Genomic DNA, 17,612 nt, shown 5'->3' on the forward strand with positions numbered 1-17,612 from the left:
CGGGCACCGAGGAACACCCGGTGGCCCTGCCCGGCCAGCAGCCGGGCGGTAGCCAGACCGATACCACTGGTCGCACCGGTGACGAGTGCGACGCGGGGGGTGGGCTGTGTCATGTCGGATGTCCTTTCAGGCCACGTGGGCGGCGGCCAGCCGCTCGTTGACGGTGTGGATCAGTTCCCGGGGGGTCAGGGCGTCGGTCAGCGTGTCGTCGTCCAGCGAGATGCCGTACTCGCGCTCGATGCAGCCGCCGGTCTCCAGCAGCGCCAGCGACTCGTAGCCCAGCAGGCCGAACGTGGTGTCCAGGATGTCGCCGTCCAGGGCGGCGGCCTCATCCGCGCCCGCGGCCTCGATGAGGATGCGCCGCAGGTCGGCGAGGGTGAAACGGTGCTCCGTGAGGTCGGCCGTATCAGTCATGTCGGTCTGCTTCCTTCGTCTCGGGCGTCTCGGGCTCGGTCGGCGCTGCGGTGCGGCGCGGGCGGTTCACTGCCCGGCGCGCACGACCAGCGCGGAGTTGAACCCGCCGTGGCCCCGGGCCAGCACCAGCGCGCTGCGCAGCGTGGCCGGGCGCACCTGGTAGAGCACCAGGTCCAGGTCGTACTCGGGGCAGGGGTCGATGTGGACGGTGGGCGGGATGACGCCGGCCCGCATCGACAGCAGCGCGCAGGCCACGTCCAGCGGTGCGGCGCCGGAGTGCAGGCGGCCGGTCATCGTCTTGGGCACGGTCACCGGGACCCGGCCGGAACCGAAGACCTCACTGATCGCCTCGGCCTCGGCGCGGTCCAGTTCGGGCACGCCCGCGCCGTCGGCGAAGACCACGTCGATGTCGCCGGGGGCGGCGCCCGCGTCGTCCAGAGCGATGCGGATGGCGGTGCGCAGGGTGGAGCCGCGGCCGCTGGCGGGCGGCGGGTCGAACGTCGCCCCGTACCCGGCCAGTTCGCCGTAGACCGTGGCGCCGCGGGCGCGGGCCGCATCCGCGGACTCCATGATGAAGATCGCCCCGCCCTCGCCGGGCACATAGCCGCGGGCGTCGCGGTCGAAGGGCAGGTAGGCGCGGGCCGGTTCGTCGCTGTCGCTCATCCGGCCGCCCGCGAGCTGGGCCACCCAGCCCCACGGGCAGACCGAGGCGTCCACCGCGCCGCCCACGATCAGCGGCGTGCCCTTGCGCACCAGCCGCCTGGCCTGCGCCAGCGCGTCCAGGCCGCCGGCCTGGTCGCTGACGACGACACCGCTGGGCCCCTTCATGCCGTGCCGGATGGAGATCTGGCCGCTGTTGACCGCGTAGAACCAGGCGAAGGACTGGTAGGCGGAGACGAACTGGCTGCCCTTGGCCCACAGTTTCTGCAGCTCGTCCTGGCCGAACTCGAAGCCGCCCGCGTGGCTGGCGGTGACGACGCCCATGTCCAGCGGGTCGAACGTCTGCGGGTCCACACCGGCGTCCGCGAGCGCCCAGTCCGCCGCGGCCAGCGACAGCCGGGTGACCCGGTCCGTCTGCGGCAGCAGCCGCCCGGGCAGGTGCTCCGCGGCCTCGAAGCCGGGGATCTCCCCCGCCAGTTGGGCCGGGTAGCCGGAGGGGTCGAAGCGGGTGATGCGGCCGATGCCGCTCTTGGCGCCGAGGGTCGCCGCCCAGTAGTCGGCCGTGCCCAGGCCGTTCGGGGCGGCGATGCCCATGCCGGTGACCGCGACCGGGGTCATACGGTGCTCCTTTGCGCGCAGGTGAGCACCATGGCGCTCTGGAATCCGCCGAAGCCGCTGCCGACCGTCAGCACGGAGTCGACCCGCTGGTCACGGGCCGTCAGCGGGACGTAGTCCAGGTCGCATTCGGGGTCCGGCGTGTGGAGGTTGGCGGTGGGCGGCACGACGTCGTACTCCATCGCCAGGGCGGAGGCGGCGATCTCGATGGAGCCGATGGCGCCCAGCGAGTGCCCCACCATCGACTTGATCGAGCTGACCGGGGTGCGGTAGGCGTGCTCGCCCAGCGCCCGTTTGAACGCGGCCGTCTCGTGCCGGTCGTTCTGCTTGGTGCCCGAGCCGTGGGCGTTGATGTAGTCGATCGCCTCGGGGTTCAGCCGGGCCTCGTCCAGGGCCAGCCGGATGGCCTCGGCCATCTCCGCGCCGTCCCGGCGCAGTCCGGTCATGTGGTAGGCGTTGGAGCGGGTGGCGTAGCCGGCGATCTCGGCGTAGATGTGCGCGCCCCGGCGCCGGGCGCTCTCCAGTTCCTCCAGGACGAAGAAGGCGGCGCCCTCGCCGAGCACGAAGCCGTTGCGGGTGCTGTCGAAGGGCCGTGAGGCCTGCTCGGGCGCGTCGTGGCGCGGCGTGGTCGCCTTGATCGCGTCGAAGCACGCCATGGTGATCGGTGAGATCGGCGCGTCCGACGCCCCGGCGACCATGACGTCGACGGAGCCCTCCCGCACCAGCTCGACGGCGTAGCCGACCGCGTCGATGCCGGAGGTGCAGCCGGTGGAGACGACCGTGGCGGGTCCCTCGGCGCCGACCGCCCAGGCCACCTCCGCCGCGAACGAGCTGGGCACCAGGTAGTTGTACAGGTGCGGCACGGCGTAGCGGTGGTCGACCAGGTCGAGGCGGCCGCCGTCGCTGACGACGCGGTACTCGTTGTCCAGGCCCATGGTGGCGCCCACCGCGCTGCCGACGACCACACCGATCCGGTGGCGCTCGTAGGCGTCCAGTTCGGCGCCGCTGTCCTGGACCGCGCTGCGCGCCGTGACCACGGCGAACTGCGCGGCCCGGTCCATGCGCCGCACCTCCTGCGGGCTGAGCCCGTGCTCCAGGCCGCAGAAGTCGGCCTCGGCCGCCACCTTGGAGCGGAACGGAGCGGGGTCGAAGAAGGTGATGCCCCGGGTCGCGGTGCGGCCCTCGCTGATGAGCTGCCAGAACTCCTTGCGGCCCAGGCCGCCGGGGGCGAGGACCTCCAGGCCGGTGATGGCGACGCGGCGCTGCGTCATGCGCCGGCCTCCCAGGAGTAGAAGCGCTTGGCCATGGCGTCGGCCGGGGAGCGCCAGGTCGCCGGGTCGTAGGCCTCGATGTGCGGCTTGAGGTCCTCGCTGATCCGGACGAAGCGCGGGTCGTCCTTGGCCAGCTCGATCCGGGCGCCTCCGTCGTCGGAGTCGAAGTCCTGGAGGTGGAAGTACAGGCCGCGGTAGGCGAAGAGTTGACGGCGCCGGGTGCCCATCCGGTGGGGCATGTCGGTGGCGTCGAAGTCGGTGAACAGGTCGGCGACGCTGGCGCTGGAGTCGATCGCCATCCGGGCCACGATCAGCGTGCTGTGCATACCTCGCTCCTTGCGGTGGGCGCCGGGTGCTGGGCACGACGGGGTCGGGACCGGCGGGCCGGTGTCGGGCGTGCCGGGGCCGGGCGGGGCGCCCGGCCCCGGCAGAAGTCCGGGCGCTGTGGGTGCCCGGCGGGGTGCGTGCGGCCGGGCAGGGATCACACAGCGGCGGCGCGGCTGTGGATCACCCGGTAGGAGTTCCAGTCGCTCTCGGTCTTCAGGGCGTTGATGCGCGCCTCGGACTTCTGGCGGGTCTCGGACTGCTGCGCGGCGGGCTGGTTGCGGTGGGCGTCGTACTGCTCCTTGCTCGCCCACTGCGAGTAGACGACGGCGAAGGGGCCGTCCAGGAAGCGGGCGCGCAGTCCCTTGAAGACGCTGTGCGAGCGGTAGCCGGGCACGTCCACGAGCCAGGACTGGCCCTCGCCCAGCTCCGCGATCAGTTCGTCCTGGTTGCTTTCGGAGACCTTGAAGATCTCGATGACGGTGTGGTCGTCGCGGTCGGGCGAGACCTCGGTCGACTCGCCCTGGGAGGGGTGGCGCTGGGTGTGGACGATCTCGCTCTGCAGCAGCCGGATCGAGGTGGTGATGTCCTGGAAGACCGGCAGCGTGCGGTGCTTGAACTCCTCGCCCGCATACCGCTTCTCCAGGTCCTCGCCGCTGCGCCACTGGATGAAGTTGGCGGTGCCGGGGCTGTCCTGGCCGGCGTGCACGGTGGAGGAGATCCAGCCGTCGAAGGCCGCGGTGTCGACGATCTTCCGCATCTCCTGGATCAGCTGGTCCTGCTTCTCCGGCCGGTCGGTGGTGAACAGGTTGAGGACGGTCAGGTGCTTGTCCTGGGTGGAGATGTAGGGCATGGCGTGGTTTCACTTCCTGTCAGGAGTGGATGCGCGGCGTGCGGTGCGGGTTCAGGCGGCGGGGCCGAACCAGCGCTCCAGGGCCCGGGGCAGGGTGCCGGCGCCCGGGTCGGGCGAGATCCAGGCGATGTAGCCGTCGGGGCGCAGCAGGATCGCGTCGGCGTCGGGCAGGTCCTGGCCGCGCTGTGCCTCGACGATGTCGACGCGGTCCGACCAGGCCTTGGCGGTCTCCAGCAGCGGGTGTTCGCCGCCGAAGTCGAGCAGGACGCCCCGGCCGCCGGCCAGCAGGGTGTAGAGGGTGGTGGGCTGCCCGTCGCGGGTCAGCGGGCCGTCCTCAAGGCGGCGGCCGAGCAGGGGGTGCTCCCCCGGTCCGACGTCGTGGCGGATGTCGAGTCCGGTGACCATGCCGACGAGGTGGCGCTGCACCGGCTCGTACTGCGTGAGCTCGGTGAAGACGTCGAGCAGCGGGGTGATCTCGTCGCCGCCGAGGTAGAGGATGCGCTGGGCCAGGGTGTTGGTGAGGATGCGGGCGCCGACCGGGTGCCGCTCGGCGTGGTAGGTGTCGAGCAGCCCGTCGGGGGCCAGTCCTTGCAGGGTGAGGGCCAGTTTCCAGCCGAGGTTGACCGCGTCCTGCACGCCGGCGCTCATGCCCTGGGCGCCGATGGGCAGGTGGATGTGGGCGGCGTCGCCCGCCAGGAACACCCGGCCGTGCCGGTACTGGGCGGCCTGCCGGCTCACATCGGTGGTGGAGCTCACCCACAGCGGGGTGGCCGCGTGGATGTCCTCGCCCGACAGCTTCTGGAAGGTGTCGGCGACCTCGTCGAAGGTGATCGGGTCGGTGCTCTCGCGCAGCGGCTCGGTGCGGTCGTAGTAGATGATGCGGCAGCGGTCCGGGCCCAGCGGCAGCACCATGATCATGCCGTCGGGCACCCGTTCCCCGGCGAACCGGGGCCGCAGCCGCACCCCGGCGATGTCGGCGAAGCGCAGCTCGATGGCCGGGTCGGTGCCGGGGAAGTCGATCCCGGCGGCGGAGCGCACCGCGCTGCGGGCGCCGTCGCACCCGATGACGTAGCGCCCGCGCAGCTGTTCGCCGCCGTCCGGCCCCGCGACCTGCAGCGTCACCCCGTCCGCGGCCTGGACCAGGCCGGTGACCTCGACGGGGCGGCGGATGCGGGCGCCCTGTTCGGCGGCCCAGCCGGCCAGCATCGCCTCGGTGCGGGACTGGGGGATGCCGCGGGCGCCGTAGGAACCGCCGCTGAGCACCCGGTAGTCCAGCGGCACCCCGCCGAAGTGCCCGGCGGGGATGACGTCGACCTCGCCGAGGCGGGACAGCAGGCCGCGCTGCCCGAATTCCTCGATGGTGCGCGCGGAGAATCCAAGAGCGCGTGACTGCTGCATCGGCTCGGCAAGCCGGTCGACCACGAGAACGGAAATTCCGTGCAGGCCCAACTCCCCGGCCAGCATGAGTCCTGTGGGGCCCGCACCTACGATGATCACGTCCGCGTCATAATTGTCCATCGTCGCCCATCCGCCCTCTTCTGGTTGATGTTTTACGAGTATGGACAGCGCCGGACCGGGCGGTAAAGAGACATCGGTACAGGGCTTCTACAGCCCACTACAGAAACGTGCGGAGAACGTCAGATCTTCTACAGGCGGGGTTGGTCGGGGCGTCTTTGTGGGCGCATTCTCAAGCATGACCTCGACTGAAGCTGAATCCTTCACTCCGGACACGGCCATGGCGGACGCCTTTACCGTGCGCGGGCTACTGGACCGCTATCTCCTGGCGTTGGACACCGAAAAGCTGGACGACGTGTGGGCGCGCAGTCTCTTCACCCGGGACGCCGTCGTCGCGTTCCCGCTGAGCCGGTACGAGGGAATACACGGGCTCGCGGAATGGCACCGCAACGCGCTGGAGAATTTCGCCCGCACCCAGCATCTGAATTCGCCCGCGGTGGTGGACTGCGCGGGCGACGAGGCGACGCTGCGCGCCAACCTCGTCTCCACCCACGTGCATCATCCCGGCGGTGCGGGGCCCGAGTTGTTCACCACCGGCACCTCGGTGAGCGGTGCGGCGCGCCGCACTCCGGACGGCTGGCGCCTCACCCGGCTCTCGTTCGGGCTGATCTGGGTGGACGGGGTGCCGCCCGGCGCCCGCGGCTGATGCCCGCCAGGCCCGCGGCCTCAGCAGTTGAGGCTCAGCACCCGGTCGACCGTGATCTCCACGACCACGCGGCCCGGCGGGTTCGGCGGCCCGGAGAAGTAGCGCTCGGTGTAGCGGCGGACCCCTTCGGCGACGCGTTCGGGGCTCTCGAAGACGCGGGCGGTGCCCTCCAGGACGACCCAGGAGAAGCCGTCCACCTGGCAGAGCGCGACGCGTGCCTGCGGCGCGGCCAGCACGTTCTTGACCTTGCGTGTGGTGTTCACGGTCAGGACGCGGGCGAGGTGTGCCTGGGCGTCCCAGGTGAACCGCACCGGTGTCAGGTGGGGCGAGCCGTCGGGTCTGAGCGTGGTCAGCACGGCGGTGAAGGGCGCTTGCAGGAACTTGCCGGCCGAGGGGGACAGCGCCGTCGTGCCGGCGCGCTGCGGGGAGAGCGTCATCTCTTGGATTCCTCTTTCGGTCACCGGCGCAACGCGCCCTGGCACCCCACCGTCGCGGCTCGCGGGCCGAAAGGGCAGGGGTGCTCGGTCAGTCGGTCCCGCTCGGTCAGTCGATCCCACGGACCACGTTCGGCTCGCCGGGGTCGTCCTCGTCGTCGTCCACCCCGGCGAGATGGAGCACCGGCGCGGCTCCTTCGGCGCCGCGTGCCTGCCGCTCACGTTCGGCCTCGTCCATGGGCCTGTCCTCCCGTGACCGTGCGCCCCGCGGGGCTGCGGAGCCCGGTTGCTCCACCCGGACACGTTGGCAAGGCGTTCTTGAGGCCGGGCGGAGGGGCGGCTCGAGTCCGCCTCGACACCGCGTCGACCGCGTCGGCGGGAGGTTCCCGTGCCGCTTGAGTCAGTTTCGAATCCGGTTCGACCAGTGGCCCGCACAGTGACGGCTTCCGGCGCACCCGCAGCCACCGCAGCCCCCGCGGCCACGCCATCGGAGGGATCCCCATGGCCAGCTTGATCAGGCGTTTCTGGCGCGAGGTGTACGCAGCCCTGCAGGCCTACGGCGCCATCTACGTGTCGGGGGCCTGGGTGCCCCCGGGTGCCCCGCCGCAGGCCCCGCCCCGCGCCAGCACGCCGCCGGGGCTGGCGGGTCCGCCCACGGCCCATCCGGAGCGGCTGTGCCCGGAGGTCGCCCTGACCCCGGTGGAGCGCGCGCTCAACCGGCAGCTGAAGGCCGGGTCCTGACGGCCCGGCCCGGCGGCCTCACACCGCTTCCTGGCGGCTGCGGAGCCGCTCGGCGAACAGGCTCCATTCCTTGCTGACGCTCTCCGCGATGGGGGCGATGACGCCCAGCCAGTGCGCCGGGACGGCGCCGACGAGGTCCTGCCAGCCGTCCGGGTCGCTCGCGTGCAGCGCCATCCACTGCAGGAACTCCTTGCCGCCCGCGGTGTAGCGCACGCACGGGTCGTTGGCGACCTTGGCGGCGACCGTCTCCCAGGCGGGCGGCGTCTCGGCCGGGCCGGTGCGCCGCAGGGGCGTGCCCTCGGCCTCCGGCGCCGGGGGGTGGCCGGTGTCCTGCGGGGCGTCCGCGGGCCGCTCGGCGGGGTGCAGGGCCAGCCGGGCGCCGGGCCCGCGCAGCCCGTTGCGCTCGGGGCTGACACCGCGGCGCAGCCGGGCGCTGACGTCGTGGACCGTGCCCAGGGACACCTCGGTCTCCCGGGCGACTTCCCGCAGCGTGGCGTCGGGGTGGGCGGTGAGGTAGGCGGCGGCGCGGCGGCGGCCCTCGCCCGCGCCGACCGTGCGCAGTTTGCCGTCCAGGCCCAGGCGTTGGCCGCCGGGCGGGGTGGTGCACGCGGAGCGGTCGCGCAGGGACGCGATCGTCTTGGCGCTCAGTCCGGTGACGCTCGCGATGGCGCGGTCGGACCATTCGGGATGGGCCACCAGCACGCGTTCGGCGCCGCCCATGCGGTCGGCCCTCGACAGCGGCAGGCCGTGCGAACTGTTGGCCTTCATCGCGATGACGAGAGCTTCGGCGTCCGTGCAGTCGATGAGGCGCGCTTTTATGCTGTGGTCGCCGCAGAGCTTTGCGGCCTCCAGTCTGTGCAGCCCGTCGATAATCCGCCAGCCGTCTTTCTGGACGAGTACGGGCGGCAATTGTGAACGGCCCGAGGCGTCGATGAGCAGTTGGAGGTACGCGGCGTTGATGCCGCCCTGGCGCAGATGCAGTCCGGGCGACAGTGCATGCACCGGGAGTTCCTGCGCCGGTGTCTTCTCGATGTTTTCGGGACCGATTCCGGGACCGATTCCGGGACCAATTCCTGGGCCGGTTCCCGGGCCGCTCGGGTCACCGGCCGCTGATTCTTTGCACGTTGTTTTGGCGGAGCTCAAACCGTCTGCGATCACCGTAGCCCGCCCGTCATTGAAAGCCATCCGGTGTGCCCTTTCTGCTGCCATTCCGGATGAGCGTCGCAGCGGTGTCTCTAGCCGCAGTCGAGGGTGAGTTGACGGTCATCGGACCGCGGATGTGCGGGGTTTCAGTGCTTGATCAGCAGGCCGCGGCTGCGCAGGACCCAGCGCTCCAGGGGGCTGAAGATGAGCAGGTCGATGGCGATGCCGACCAGGAGGATGAGCAGGATGGCCTCGAAGACCATGGCCATGTCGCTGGCGTTGCGGCCGTTCTCCAGGAGCTGGCCCAGGCCCAGGCCGAGGTCGGGGAAGGACGCGATGATCTCGGCGGCCATCAGCGAGCGCCAGGAGAACGCCCAGCCCTGTTTGAGGCCGGCGACGTAGCCGGGCAGGGCGGCGGGGAGCACGATGTGCCAGGTGTGCCGCAGGCCCGTTGCGCCGAGCGTGCGGCCCGCGCGCAGGAACAGCGGCGGCACCTGGTCGACGCCGGAGACCAGGCCGTTGGCGATGGAGGGCACGGCGCCGAGCAGGATCACCGCGTACATCATCTGGTTGTTCAGGCCCAGCCAGATCACCGCGGGCGGCACCCAGGCCACCGAGGGCAGCGACTGCAGGCCGGACAGGATCGGGCCGATCGCCGCGCGCAGGAACTTCAGCCGGGCCACGAGCAGGCCCAGCGGGGTGCCGATGAGCAGCGCCAGGCAGAAGCCGAGCAGGCCGCGCGAGGCGGACGTCCAGATGTAGCCGAGGAGTTCGCCCTCCAGCCACGCCTGGTGCGCCACGTCCCACACCGCGCCCGGGGAGGGCAGTTTGCTGGGGTCGTCGACGATCTCGAAGGAGACCAGTGCCTGCCACACCGCCAGGACGAGCGCGATGGCGGTGACGGGCGGCAGGACCTTCTCCCGCAGGGTCAGCGTGAGCGGCTTGCGGATGTGCTGCGGTGTCTCCAGGGCGTCGAGGCCCGCGAGGTCGTTGCCGTCCTTGGCGGCGGGCGTCTCAGTACTGGCCATGCCGGCGGATCTCCCCCCGTAGTTGTTCGGTGATCTCGATGGACAGTTCCGCCACGGCGGTGTCCTCGATGCGGCGCGGCTGCGGGATGTCCACGGCCCACTCGCGGGCGATGCGCCCGGGGCGGGAGGACAGCAGGATGACGCGCTGGGCCAGGCGCGCGGCCTCGCGCACGTTGTGGGTGACGAACAGCACCGACAGCTGGGTCTCGCGCCAGATGCGGGTCAGCTCGTCGTGCAGCACGTCCCGGGTGATGGCGTCCAGGGCGGCGAAGGGCTCGTCCATCAGCAGCAGGCGGCTCTCCTGGGCCAGGGCGCGGGCCAGGGCGACCCGCTGGCGCATGCCGCCGGACAGCTCGTGCACCCGTTTGCCGTGGGCGCCTTTGAGGCGGACGAGTTCCAGGAGTTCCTCGGCGCGTTCGCGGCGCCCCTGGGGGGCGATGCCGCGGAGCCTGAGGGCGAGTTCGATGTTCTTGCCCGCGGTCAGCCAGGGGAACAGGGCGTGTTCCTGGAACATCAGCGCGGGCCGGCCGTCGGTGGTGATGTCGCCGCCGGTGGGCTCGTCGAGTCCGGCGACGAGGTTGAGCAGGGTGGATTTGCCGCAGCCCGAGGCCCCCAGGAGGGTGACGAACTCGCCGGGTGCGACGTCGAGGCTGATGTCGTCCAGGACGAGCTGGGGACCGGCGGGGCCCGGGAACGACTTGGAGACGTGCTCGATGCGCACGGCGTGGCGGGCCGTCGCGGTGCCCTCACCGCTCTGGGCGCGGGTCGTGGTCATGGTCGTCACCTCCGGGGAACGCAGCGGGGAACGCAGCGGGGCGGGTCACCTGACACCGAGCTTCGCGTCGTCGGCCGGCGGGCGCCCTGCCGCTTTGAGGACCTTGTTGAGCAGGGTCAGGTCGTAGATGCCGCTCAGGTCGGGCGCATCGAGCAGCCCGGCCTTGACGGCGTGCGTCGCCTCGGCGCGCAGGGTGGCGGCCAGCGGGTCGTCGGTGAAGTCGATCGACCGCCATGCCGGGTCCAGCACCTGCTCGGGCAGGGCCTTGCCCGCGTCGGCCGCCAGCTGCTGGTTGGCGGCCGCCTTGGCGCGGGCGGGGTGGGCGCGGATCCACCCGTTGGTGTCCACCGATGCCTTCAGCACGGCCTGGACGACCTGGGGGTGGGCGGTCAGGAACTTCTGCGACACGATGATGTTCGTGATGACGAAGGTGCCGCCGGGCCACAGCGTCTTCTCGTCCAGCAGGACCCTGCCGCCCTCGGCGACGATCTTGGAGGCGGTCGGCTCGGGCACCCAGGCGCCGTCGAGGGAACCGGCCTTGTAGGCGTCCGGGGTGACCTTGTTGTCGCTGCGCACCACCGAGACGTCACCCTTGCCGCTCTGCGCGTCGACCTTCCAGCCCTGCTCGGCGATCCAGTTGAGGAAGGCCACGTCCTGGGTGTTGCCGAGCTGCGGGGTCGCGATCTTCTTGCCCTTGACGTCCTTCAGGGACTTGATCTTCTCCGGGTTCACCACGAGCTTCACGCCGCCGGAGGCCGAACCGCCGATGATCCGCAGGTTCTTGCCCCGGGACTTGGTGAACCCGTTGATCGCCGGTGACGGGCCGATCCAGCCGATGTCGAGGGAGCCGGAGTTCAGCGCCTCGATCTCGGAGGGGCCCGCGTTGAACGTCGCGTACGTCGCCTTGGTGGCGCCCAGCGCCTTCTGGAAGAACGCCTGGTGGCGGCCCACCAGCGCGGTGGCGTGGGTCAGGTTGGCGAAGTAGCCGATCCGCACGGAGTCCAGGCCCTCGATCTTCTGTGCGCCGGGCGCGACCCGCGCGGTGTCCGCATCCTTGGCGGCCTTGGCCTGGGAGCCGTAGCCGCAGGCGGCGGGGGCCAGCAGGCACAGTGCCGCCAGCGCCAGGGCCGGTGCGCGGCGGCGCGGGCTCAAAAGTCCCACCCCTCGTCCTTGGCCCCGGTCCCGGCCGGGTCCGGGGAGGCGAACGACTCGCCGACCATGCCCGCGGTGAGCGTGGTGCCGTCCGCCGGGTCGATGAGGATGAACGAGCCGGTGCGCCGGGAGTCGGCGTAGGAGTCGATGGGCAGCGGCTCGGCGGTGCGGATCCGCACCCGGCCGATGTCGTTGGCGACGAGGCGGCCGGGGTGCGGGTACGGGGAGAGGTCCTCGAGCGTGAGGCGGGAGGGGATGTCCGTGACGATCGCCTTGACCGTGCGGGTGCCGTGCTTGAGCAGCACCCGGTGTCCGGCGGTCAGCGGCTGGTCGGCGACGTGGCACACGGTCGCCTCCACCTCCCGGGTGGCGGCCGGGGCGTCCTTGCTCGGCACGATCAGGTCGCCGCGCGCGATGTCGATGTCGTCGGCCAGCAGCACGGTCACCGACTGCAGGGCCCAGGCCGTGTCCACGGGGCGGCCCAGCCGTTCGATCCCGGTGATCGTGGAGGTGCGGCCGGAGGGCAGCACGCGTACCTGCTGTCCGGTGCGGAAGGTGCCCTCCGCGATGCGGCCCGCGTAGCCGCGGTAGTCGGGCTGTTCGGGGGTCTGCGGGCGGATCACGTACTGCACGGGCAGCCGGGCGGAGCAGGGCGCCAGGTGGTGGCTGACCGGCACGGTCTCCAGGTGTTCCAGGACGGTCGGGCCGCCGTACCAGCCCATGTGCGCGGAGGGCTCCACGACGTTGTCCCCGGCGAGCGCGGAGATCGGGATGACGGTGACCTCCGGGCCGCCCAACTCCTTGACGTAGGCGGTGTATTCCTCGGCGACGGCGGCGAAGACGGACTCCTCGTAGCCGACGAGGTCCATCTTGTTGACCGCCAGGACGACGTGCGGGACGCGCAGCAGCGCGGCGATGGCGGTGTGGCGGCGGGTCTGCTCGACGACGCCGTTGCGGGCGTCGACCAGGATCACCGTCAGCTCGGCGGTGGAGGCACCCGTCACCATGTTGCGGGTGTACTGCACATGGCCCGGGGTGTCGGCCAGGATGAACCGGCGCCGGGGCGTGGCGAAGTAGCGGTAGGCGACGTCGATGGTGATGCCCTGCTCGCGTTCGGCCCGCAGGCCGTCGGTGAGCAGCGCCAGGTCGGGGGTGGCCTGGCCGCGGTTGCGGGAGGCCTGTGCGACGGCCTCCAGCTGGTCGGCGAGGACCGACTTGGAGTCGTGCAGCAGGCGGCCCACCAGGGTGGACTTGCCGTCGTCCACGGAACCGGCGGTGGCGAAGCGCAGTGTGCCCACGGTGCTGTCGCTCAGAACGGTCATCAGAAGTACCCCTCGCGCTTGCGGTCTTCCATGGCGGCCTCGGAGAGCTTGTCGTCGGCCCGGGTCGCGCCGCGTTCGGTCAGCCGGGACGCGGCGATCTCCGTGATGACCCGCTCGATGGTGTCGGCGTCGGAGTCCACGGCGCCGGTGCAGGACATGTCGCCGACGGTGCGGTAGCGCACCCGGCGCTTCTCGGTTCGCTCGCCGCCCCCCGGGCCGCCCCACTGGCCGGCGGTCAGCCACATGTGGTTGCGGCGGAACACCTCGCGTTCGTGGGCGTAGTAGATCTCGGGCAGTTCGATGCCCTCGCGGGCGATGTACAGCCACACGTCCAGCTCGGTCCAGTTGGACAGCGGGAAGACACGGACGTGCTCGCGGGGCAGGTGGCGGCCGTTGTACAGGTTCCACAGCTCGGGGCGCTGGCGGCGCGGGTCCCACTGGGAGAACTCGTCGCGCAGCGAGAAGACGCGTTCCTTGGCACGCGCCTTCTCCTCGTCCCGGCGCCCGCCGCCGAACACGGCGTCGAAGCGCTGCTGCTGGATGGTGTCGGTCAGCGGCCGGGTCTGCAGCGGGTTGCGGGTGCCGTCCGGGCGTTCCTTGAGAATGCCGCGGTCGATGTAGTCCTGCACCGAGGCGACGTGCAGGCGCAGCCCGTGCCGGGCCACCGTGCGGTCCCGGAACTCCAGGACCTCGGGGAAGTTGTGCCCGGTGTCCACGTGCAGCAGTGCGAAGGGCACCGGCGCGGGCGCGAACGCCTTGAGCGCCAGGTGCAGCATGACGATGGAGTCCTTGCCGCCGGAGAAGAGCACCACCGGGTTGTCGAACTCGCCCGCCACCTCGCGGAAGATGTGCACCGCCTCCGACTCCAGCGCGTCGGGGTGCGAGAGGGCGTACGGGGTGTCCCTGCCCCCGTCGCCCCCCGTCACCGGGTCGGCGGTCGGCGTCATAACAGGCCCCTTTCGGTGAGCACGGCGTACACCGCGGCGGCGGACTCCTGGACGGTCTGGTGCTGCGACTCGATGCGCAGGTCCGGTGCGGCGGGCGCCTGGTAGGGGTCGTCGACCCCGGTGAGGCCGGTCAGCTCTCCGGCGGCCTGCTTGGCGTAGAGGCCCTTGACGTCGCGGGCGCTGCACACCTCGAGGGGGGTGGCGACGTGCACCTCGAGGTAGGGGGTGTGGTTGCTGTCGTGGCGTTTGCGCACCGCCTCCCGGCTGTCGGTGTACGGCGCGATCACCGGGACCAGCGCCAGCATGCCGTTGCGGGCCAGGAGTTCGGCGACGAAGCCGATGCGCTGCACGTTGGTGTCGCGGTCGGTGCGGGAGAAGCCGAGGCCGGCCGAGAGCGCCTCGCGGATCTCGTCGCCGTCCAGGACTTCCACGCGGTGGCCGTCCGCGCGGAGCCGGGCGGCCAGCTCATAGGCGATGGTGGTCTTCCCGGCGCTCGGCAGGCCGGTGAGCCAGACGGTGACTCCGGTCCTCACGTGTGTCTCCTGGGGGTTGGTGGTCGTCGTCCGGGCGGCGGCGGGTGCGCGTCAGACGGTCCGGGCGGTGGCGTGGCCGGTGGCCTGGGGGGTGCCGAACCAGTGGCCCAGGACGTCGGTCAGGTCGCTGTCGCTGCCCGGGGAGGTCCAGGCCACGTAGCCGTCGGGGCGGATGAGGACCGCCTCGAGGCCGTCGTCCGGGCCGTCCGTCCAGGTGCCGGTGACGATGTCGATGCGGTCGGCCCAGTCCTCGGCGAGCCGGGCGGCCTTGGCCGCGCCGTCGGTGGCGTCGGTGGCTTCGGTGGCGATGAGCACGCCGCGGGCGGGGTGCAGCAGGTCGGCGACGCGGGTGCGGCCGCCGCCGGGCAGATCCAGCTGGCGGGCGGGCGGCATGCGGCGGCCCAGCAGGGGGTGCTCCCCCGGCCCCAGGTCGTAGCGGATACCCAGGCCGCTGAGGACGCCCGCCAGGTGTTCGGCGGCGTCCTTGTGTGTCAGGAGTTCGCCCAGGACCGCGCGCAGCGGGGCCATCTCCTGGCCGGTGAGGCGCAGTTCGATGGCGGCGCGGGCGTTGCGCGCCAGTTGCTGTCCGATCGGGTGGCGTTCGGCGTGGTAGGTGTCGAGCAGGCGCTCGGGGGCCCGCCCGGCCAGCACGGCGGCGAGCTTCCAGCCGAGGTTGACCGCGTCCTGCACGCCCACGCTCAGGCCCTGTGCCATCGCCGGGGGCTGGACGTGGGTGGCATCGCCCGCCAGGAACACCCGGCCGCGCCGGTATTCGGCGGCCACCCGGGAGGCGTCGGTGAAGCAGCTGATCCAGCGGCACTGTCCGTGGTGGATGGACTCGCCGGTCAGGCGCTGCCAGGCGTCGGCGAGTTCGGCGTACGACAGGGCGTCGCGGTCCTTGGGCCGCATGCCCCGCTCGTAGGCGACGACGCGGGTGACGCCGTTCTCCAGGTCCATCGCCATGACCATGCTGCCGTCGGGGAGGTTCTCGCCGATGCGCCGGCGGCGGGTCTCGATGCCGGTCACGTCCGCCGTGTAGAAGCCGCGGGTGGGCTCGGGGCCGGGGAAGTCGATGCCGACCAGCTTGCGGACGGTGCTGCGGCCGCCGTCGCAGCCGATGAGGTAGCGGGCGCGTTCGCGGCCGGGTCCCTGGGGCCCGGTGAAGTCCACGGCGACGCCGTCGGGTTCCTCGCGCACGCCGGTGACCTCGTATCCGCGGCGCACCGGCACCCCGAGTTCGCCCGCCCAGTCCTCCAGCATCCGTTCGGTGCGGAACTGGGAGACGCCCCGGGCGCCGCTGTGGTCCTGCGCCAGCGGGCCGAGGTCGATCGGTACGCCGCCGAAGTGGCTGTCGGCGGGTTCGGTCGGGCCGAGCCGGCCCAGCAGGCCCCGCTGGTCGAAGCTTTCGGCCGCGCGCCGGGTGAGGCTGGCGCCGCGGGATTCCCGTGCCGGGGCGGGCAGCTTCTCGTAGACGACGACGTCGACGCCGCCCAGGCGCAGTTCGCCGGCCATCATCAGCCCGACGGGACCGGCGCCGACGACTATCACGTCCCTGGTCATGCTCACGCTCCTGTTCGGTGGGTGGCGCCGCGTGCGGGCGGGGCGGTGGTGCGGGGGGCGCCGAACCAGTCGCCCAGGACGTCGGTCAGGTCGCTGTCGCTGCCCGGCAAGGTCCAGGCCACGTAGCCGTCGGGGCGGATCAGGACCGCCTCGGGGCCGTCGTCCGGGCCGTCCGTCCAGGTGCCGGTGACGATGTCGATGCGGTCCGTCCACGCCTCGGCGAGCCGGGCCGCCTTGTCAGCGCCGTCGGTGGCGTCGGTGGCGATGAGCACGCCGCGGGCGGGGTGCAGCAGGTCGGCGACGCGGGTGCGGCCGCCGCCGGGCAGGGCAAGGCGGCGGTCCAGCGGCATGCGGCGGCCCAGCAGGGGGTGCTCCCCCGGGCCCAGGTCGTAGCGGATGCCCAGGCCGCTGACGATGCCCGCCAGGTGTCCGGCGGCGTCCTTGTGCTCCATCAGCTCGCCCAGCACGCCGCGCAGCGGGTCCATGTCGGCGTCGCCGAGGTAGAGCATCGACGCCGCCTGGGCGTTGCGGATCAACTGCTGTCCGACCGGGTGGCGTTCGCCGTGGTAGGTGTCGAGCAGGTGCGCGGGCGCCCAGCCGGCCAGGACCGCGGCGAGCTTCCAGCCGAGGTTGGCGGCGTCCTGTAGGCCTGCGCTGAGGCCCCAGGCGGCCAGCGGCGGCATGGCGTGTGCGGCGTCGCCCGCAAGGAGCACCCGGCCGCGCCGGTACTCCTGGGCCAGGCCTGCCGCGTTGCCGCAGGCCCACATCCACTGGGCCTCGGCCTGGTGGATGGACTCGCCGGTGAGCCGCTGCCAGGCGTCGGCGATCTGCGGGAACGTCAGTGCACCGGGGTCCTGTTGCGGGGGCAGGCCCTTGTCGTGGACGACGATGCGGAAGCGGCCCTCGCCCAGCGGGGTGCACACCACCATGTGGCCGCCGGGCAGGCGTTCGCCGATGGGCCGCGGGCGCAGCTTCACCCCGGTGATCTCCGCGGTGTACATGCCGCGGGTGGCCTCCCACTGCCGGGCGGGGATGCCGGCCGCGGTGCGGACGGTGCTCTGCGGGCCGTCGCAGCCGACCACGTACCGGGCGCGTTCCTCGCCGGGGCCCTGAGGCCCGGCGAAGTGCACGACGACGCCGTCGGGTTCCTCGCGCACGCCGGTGACCTCGTATCCGCGGCGCACCGGCACCCCGAGTTCGGCCAGTCGGGCGCCCAGCATGTCCTCGGTGCGGGCCTGGGACAGTCCCAGGACGCCGCTGTGGTCCTCGTCCAGCATGCCGAGGTCGAAACGGACCCCGCCGAAGTGCCCCATCGGGCCCCACCGGAATTCACCGAGCCGGGGCAGCAGTCCGCGCTGGTCCAGTGATTCGGCGGCCCGCCGGTTGAAGCCGAGTGCGCGGGATTCTCCGGACGGGGCGGGGAGCTTGTCGAAGACGGTGACATTCACACCGCCCAAGTGGAGTTCGCCGGCCAGCATCAATCCGACCGGCCCGGCACCGACAATTATTACGTCAGTTTCCATTGTTGACCTTCCACGCGGGACGGCTGAGGAATTGTCGATGTCAAACTACACATCGCCATGTTCGGCTGCAATGACGGTCCTGAATTCATAAGTCGGGCCGCTCGCCCGGGCGTTCAACCGCGGATTTCATGCGGTTGAACGCGGCGGGCAACGGCA

The 17,612-nt window shown here is 72.0% G+C and carries 19 protein-coding genes and 1 pseudogene; 2 read left to right on the forward strand and 18 right to left on the reverse strand.

Annotated elements, in window-relative coordinates; all coding sequences use genetic code 11:
- From ABZV77_RS41295 to ABZV77_RS41325, 7 genes are all read right to left on the reverse strand, one after another.
- Window positions 1-113: SDR family NAD(P)-dependent oxidoreductase (locus tag ABZV77_RS41295; protein ID WP_356268450.1), on the reverse strand; the 113-nt coding region annotated here is incomplete at its 3' end.
- A 13-nt stretch (window positions 114-126) separates the two neighbouring features.
- On the reverse strand, window positions 127-414 hold the full coding sequence (locus ABZV77_RS41300) for an acyl carrier protein (protein WP_356268318.1): 288 nt from the start codon (window positions 412-414) through the stop codon (window positions 127-129).
- Window positions 415-480: 66 nt separating this feature from the next.
- A complete protein-coding gene (locus ABZV77_RS41305) occupies window positions 481-1,692 on the reverse strand; it encodes a ketosynthase chain-length factor (protein WP_356268320.1) in 1,212 nt (403 codons plus the stop codon).
- Complete coding sequence (locus ABZV77_RS41310) at window positions 1,689-2,960, reverse strand: beta-ketoacyl-[acyl-carrier-protein] synthase family protein (protein ID WP_356268322.1); 1,272 nt, start codon at window positions 2,958-2,960, stop codon at window positions 1,689-1,691. Before ABZV77_RS41310 ends, ABZV77_RS41305 begins: the two co-directional genes overlap by 4 nt.
- On the reverse strand, window positions 2,957-3,286 hold the full coding sequence (locus ABZV77_RS41315) for a TcmI family type II polyketide cyclase (protein ID WP_356268324.1): 330 nt from the start codon (window positions 3,284-3,286) through the stop codon (window positions 2,957-2,959). Before ABZV77_RS41315 ends, ABZV77_RS41310 begins: the two co-directional genes overlap by 4 nt.
- Window positions 3,287-3,441: 155 nt before the next feature.
- Window positions 3,442-4,137, reverse strand: a complete 696-nt coding sequence (locus tag ABZV77_RS41320; protein WP_356268326.1) for an antibiotic biosynthesis monooxygenase — start codon at window positions 4,135-4,137, stop codon at window positions 3,442-3,444.
- Between the two features lie 51 nt (window positions 4,138-4,188).
- Window positions 4,189-5,655 carry an FAD-dependent monooxygenase gene (locus ABZV77_RS41325; RefSeq protein WP_356268328.1) on the reverse strand — a complete coding sequence of 489 codons (1,467 nt, stop codon included), beginning with the start codon at window positions 5,653-5,655 and terminating at the stop codon, window positions 4,189-4,191.
- Window positions 5,656-5,830: 175 nt separating this feature from the next.
- On the opposite strand from ABZV77_RS41325, the gene ABZV77_RS41330 reads away from it, so the two are divergent.
- Entirely contained in the window at window positions 5,831-6,298 is a 468-nt protein-coding gene (locus tag ABZV77_RS41330) for a nuclear transport factor 2 family protein (RefSeq protein WP_356268330.1), read from the forward strand.
- A 20-nt stretch (window positions 6,299-6,318) separates the two neighbouring features.
- Here the strand turns inward: ABZV77_RS41330 and ABZV77_RS41335 are convergent, their stop codons facing one another.
- Together ABZV77_RS41335 and ABZV77_RS41340 are read right to left on the reverse strand one after the other, a co-directional pair.
- Window positions 6,319-6,735 carry a PPOX class F420-dependent oxidoreductase gene (locus ABZV77_RS41335; RefSeq protein WP_356268332.1) on the reverse strand — a complete coding sequence of 139 codons (417 nt, stop codon included), beginning with the start codon at window positions 6,733-6,735 and terminating at the stop codon, window positions 6,319-6,321.
- Between the two features lie 106 nt (window positions 6,736-6,841).
- On the reverse strand, window positions 6,842-6,970 hold the full coding sequence (locus tag ABZV77_RS41340; protein ID WP_356268334.1) for a hypothetical protein: 129 nt from the start codon (window positions 6,968-6,970) through the stop codon (window positions 6,842-6,844).
- Window positions 6,971-7,233: 263 nt separating this feature from the next.
- On the opposite strand from ABZV77_RS41340, the gene ABZV77_RS41345 reads away from it, so the two are divergent.
- Window positions 7,234-7,473, forward strand: coding sequence for a DUF6059 family protein (locus tag ABZV77_RS41345; protein WP_356268336.1), 240 nt, complete (start codon window positions 7,234-7,236; stop codon window positions 7,471-7,473).
- 18 nt (window positions 7,474-7,491) lie between these two features.
- Here ABZV77_RS41345 and ABZV77_RS41350 read toward each other — a convergent pair whose 3' ends face one another.
- The 9 genes and pseudogenes from ABZV77_RS41350 to ABZV77_RS41390 all read right to left on the reverse strand — a co-directional run bounded on the left by ABZV77_RS41350 (window position 7,492) and on the right by ABZV77_RS41390 (window position 17,456).
- A complete protein-coding gene (locus ABZV77_RS41350; RefSeq protein ID WP_356268338.1) occupies window positions 7,492-8,475 on the reverse strand; it encodes a ParB N-terminal domain-containing protein in 984 nt (327 codons plus the stop codon).
- Window positions 8,476-8,762: 287 nt separating this feature from the next.
- Window positions 8,763-9,644: an ABC transporter permease gene (locus ABZV77_RS41355; protein WP_356268340.1), complete on the reverse strand. Its 882-nt coding sequence runs from the start codon at window positions 9,642-9,644 to the stop codon at window positions 8,763-8,765.
- On the reverse strand, window positions 9,631-10,419 hold the full coding sequence (locus ABZV77_RS41360) for an ABC transporter ATP-binding protein (RefSeq protein WP_356268342.1): 789 nt from the start codon (window positions 10,417-10,419) through the stop codon (window positions 9,631-9,633). Before ABZV77_RS41360 ends, ABZV77_RS41355 begins: the two co-directional genes overlap by 14 nt.
- A gap of 45 nt (window positions 10,420-10,464) precedes the next feature.
- Window positions 10,465-11,580 carry an aliphatic sulfonate ABC transporter substrate-binding protein gene (locus ABZV77_RS41365; RefSeq protein ID WP_356268344.1) on the reverse strand — a complete coding sequence of 372 codons (1,116 nt, stop codon included), beginning with the start codon at window positions 11,578-11,580 and terminating at the stop codon, window positions 10,465-10,467.
- Entirely contained in the window at window positions 11,568-12,893 is a 1,326-nt protein-coding gene (locus ABZV77_RS41370) for a GTP-binding protein (RefSeq protein ID WP_356268346.1), read from the reverse strand. The genes ABZV77_RS41365 and ABZV77_RS41370 overlap by 13 nt, the downstream gene beginning before the upstream one ends.
- The gene (cysD, locus tag ABZV77_RS41375) at window positions 12,893-13,840 is read right to left on the reverse strand and encodes a sulfate adenylyltransferase subunit CysD (protein ID WP_356268348.1); all 948 of its coding nucleotides are present in this window, start codon (window positions 13,838-13,840) and stop codon (window positions 12,893-12,895) included. The genes ABZV77_RS41370 and cysD overlap by 1 nt, the downstream gene beginning before the upstream one ends.
- Window positions 13,837-14,394: pseudogene (gene cysC, locus ABZV77_RS41380) on the reverse strand (adenylyl-sulfate kinase); the annotation flags it as partial. The gene cysD and the pseudogene cysC, both read right to left, overlap by 4 nt.
- Before the next feature lie 30 nt (window positions 14,395-14,424).
- A complete protein-coding gene (locus ABZV77_RS41385; protein WP_356268350.1) occupies window positions 14,425-15,933 on the reverse strand; it encodes an FAD-dependent monooxygenase in 1,509 nt (502 codons plus the stop codon).
- A gap of 2 nt (window positions 15,934-15,935) precedes the next feature.
- On the reverse strand, window positions 15,936-17,456 hold the full coding sequence (locus ABZV77_RS41390; protein WP_356268351.1) for an FAD-dependent monooxygenase: 1,521 nt from the start codon (window positions 17,454-17,456) through the stop codon (window positions 15,936-15,938).
- Window positions 17,457-17,612 lie beyond the last annotated feature (156 nt).

This window comes from Streptomyces sp. NPDC004732, assembly GCF_040609235.1.
Lineage (GTDB): Bacteria > Actinomycetota > Actinomycetes > Streptomycetales > Streptomycetaceae > Streptomyces.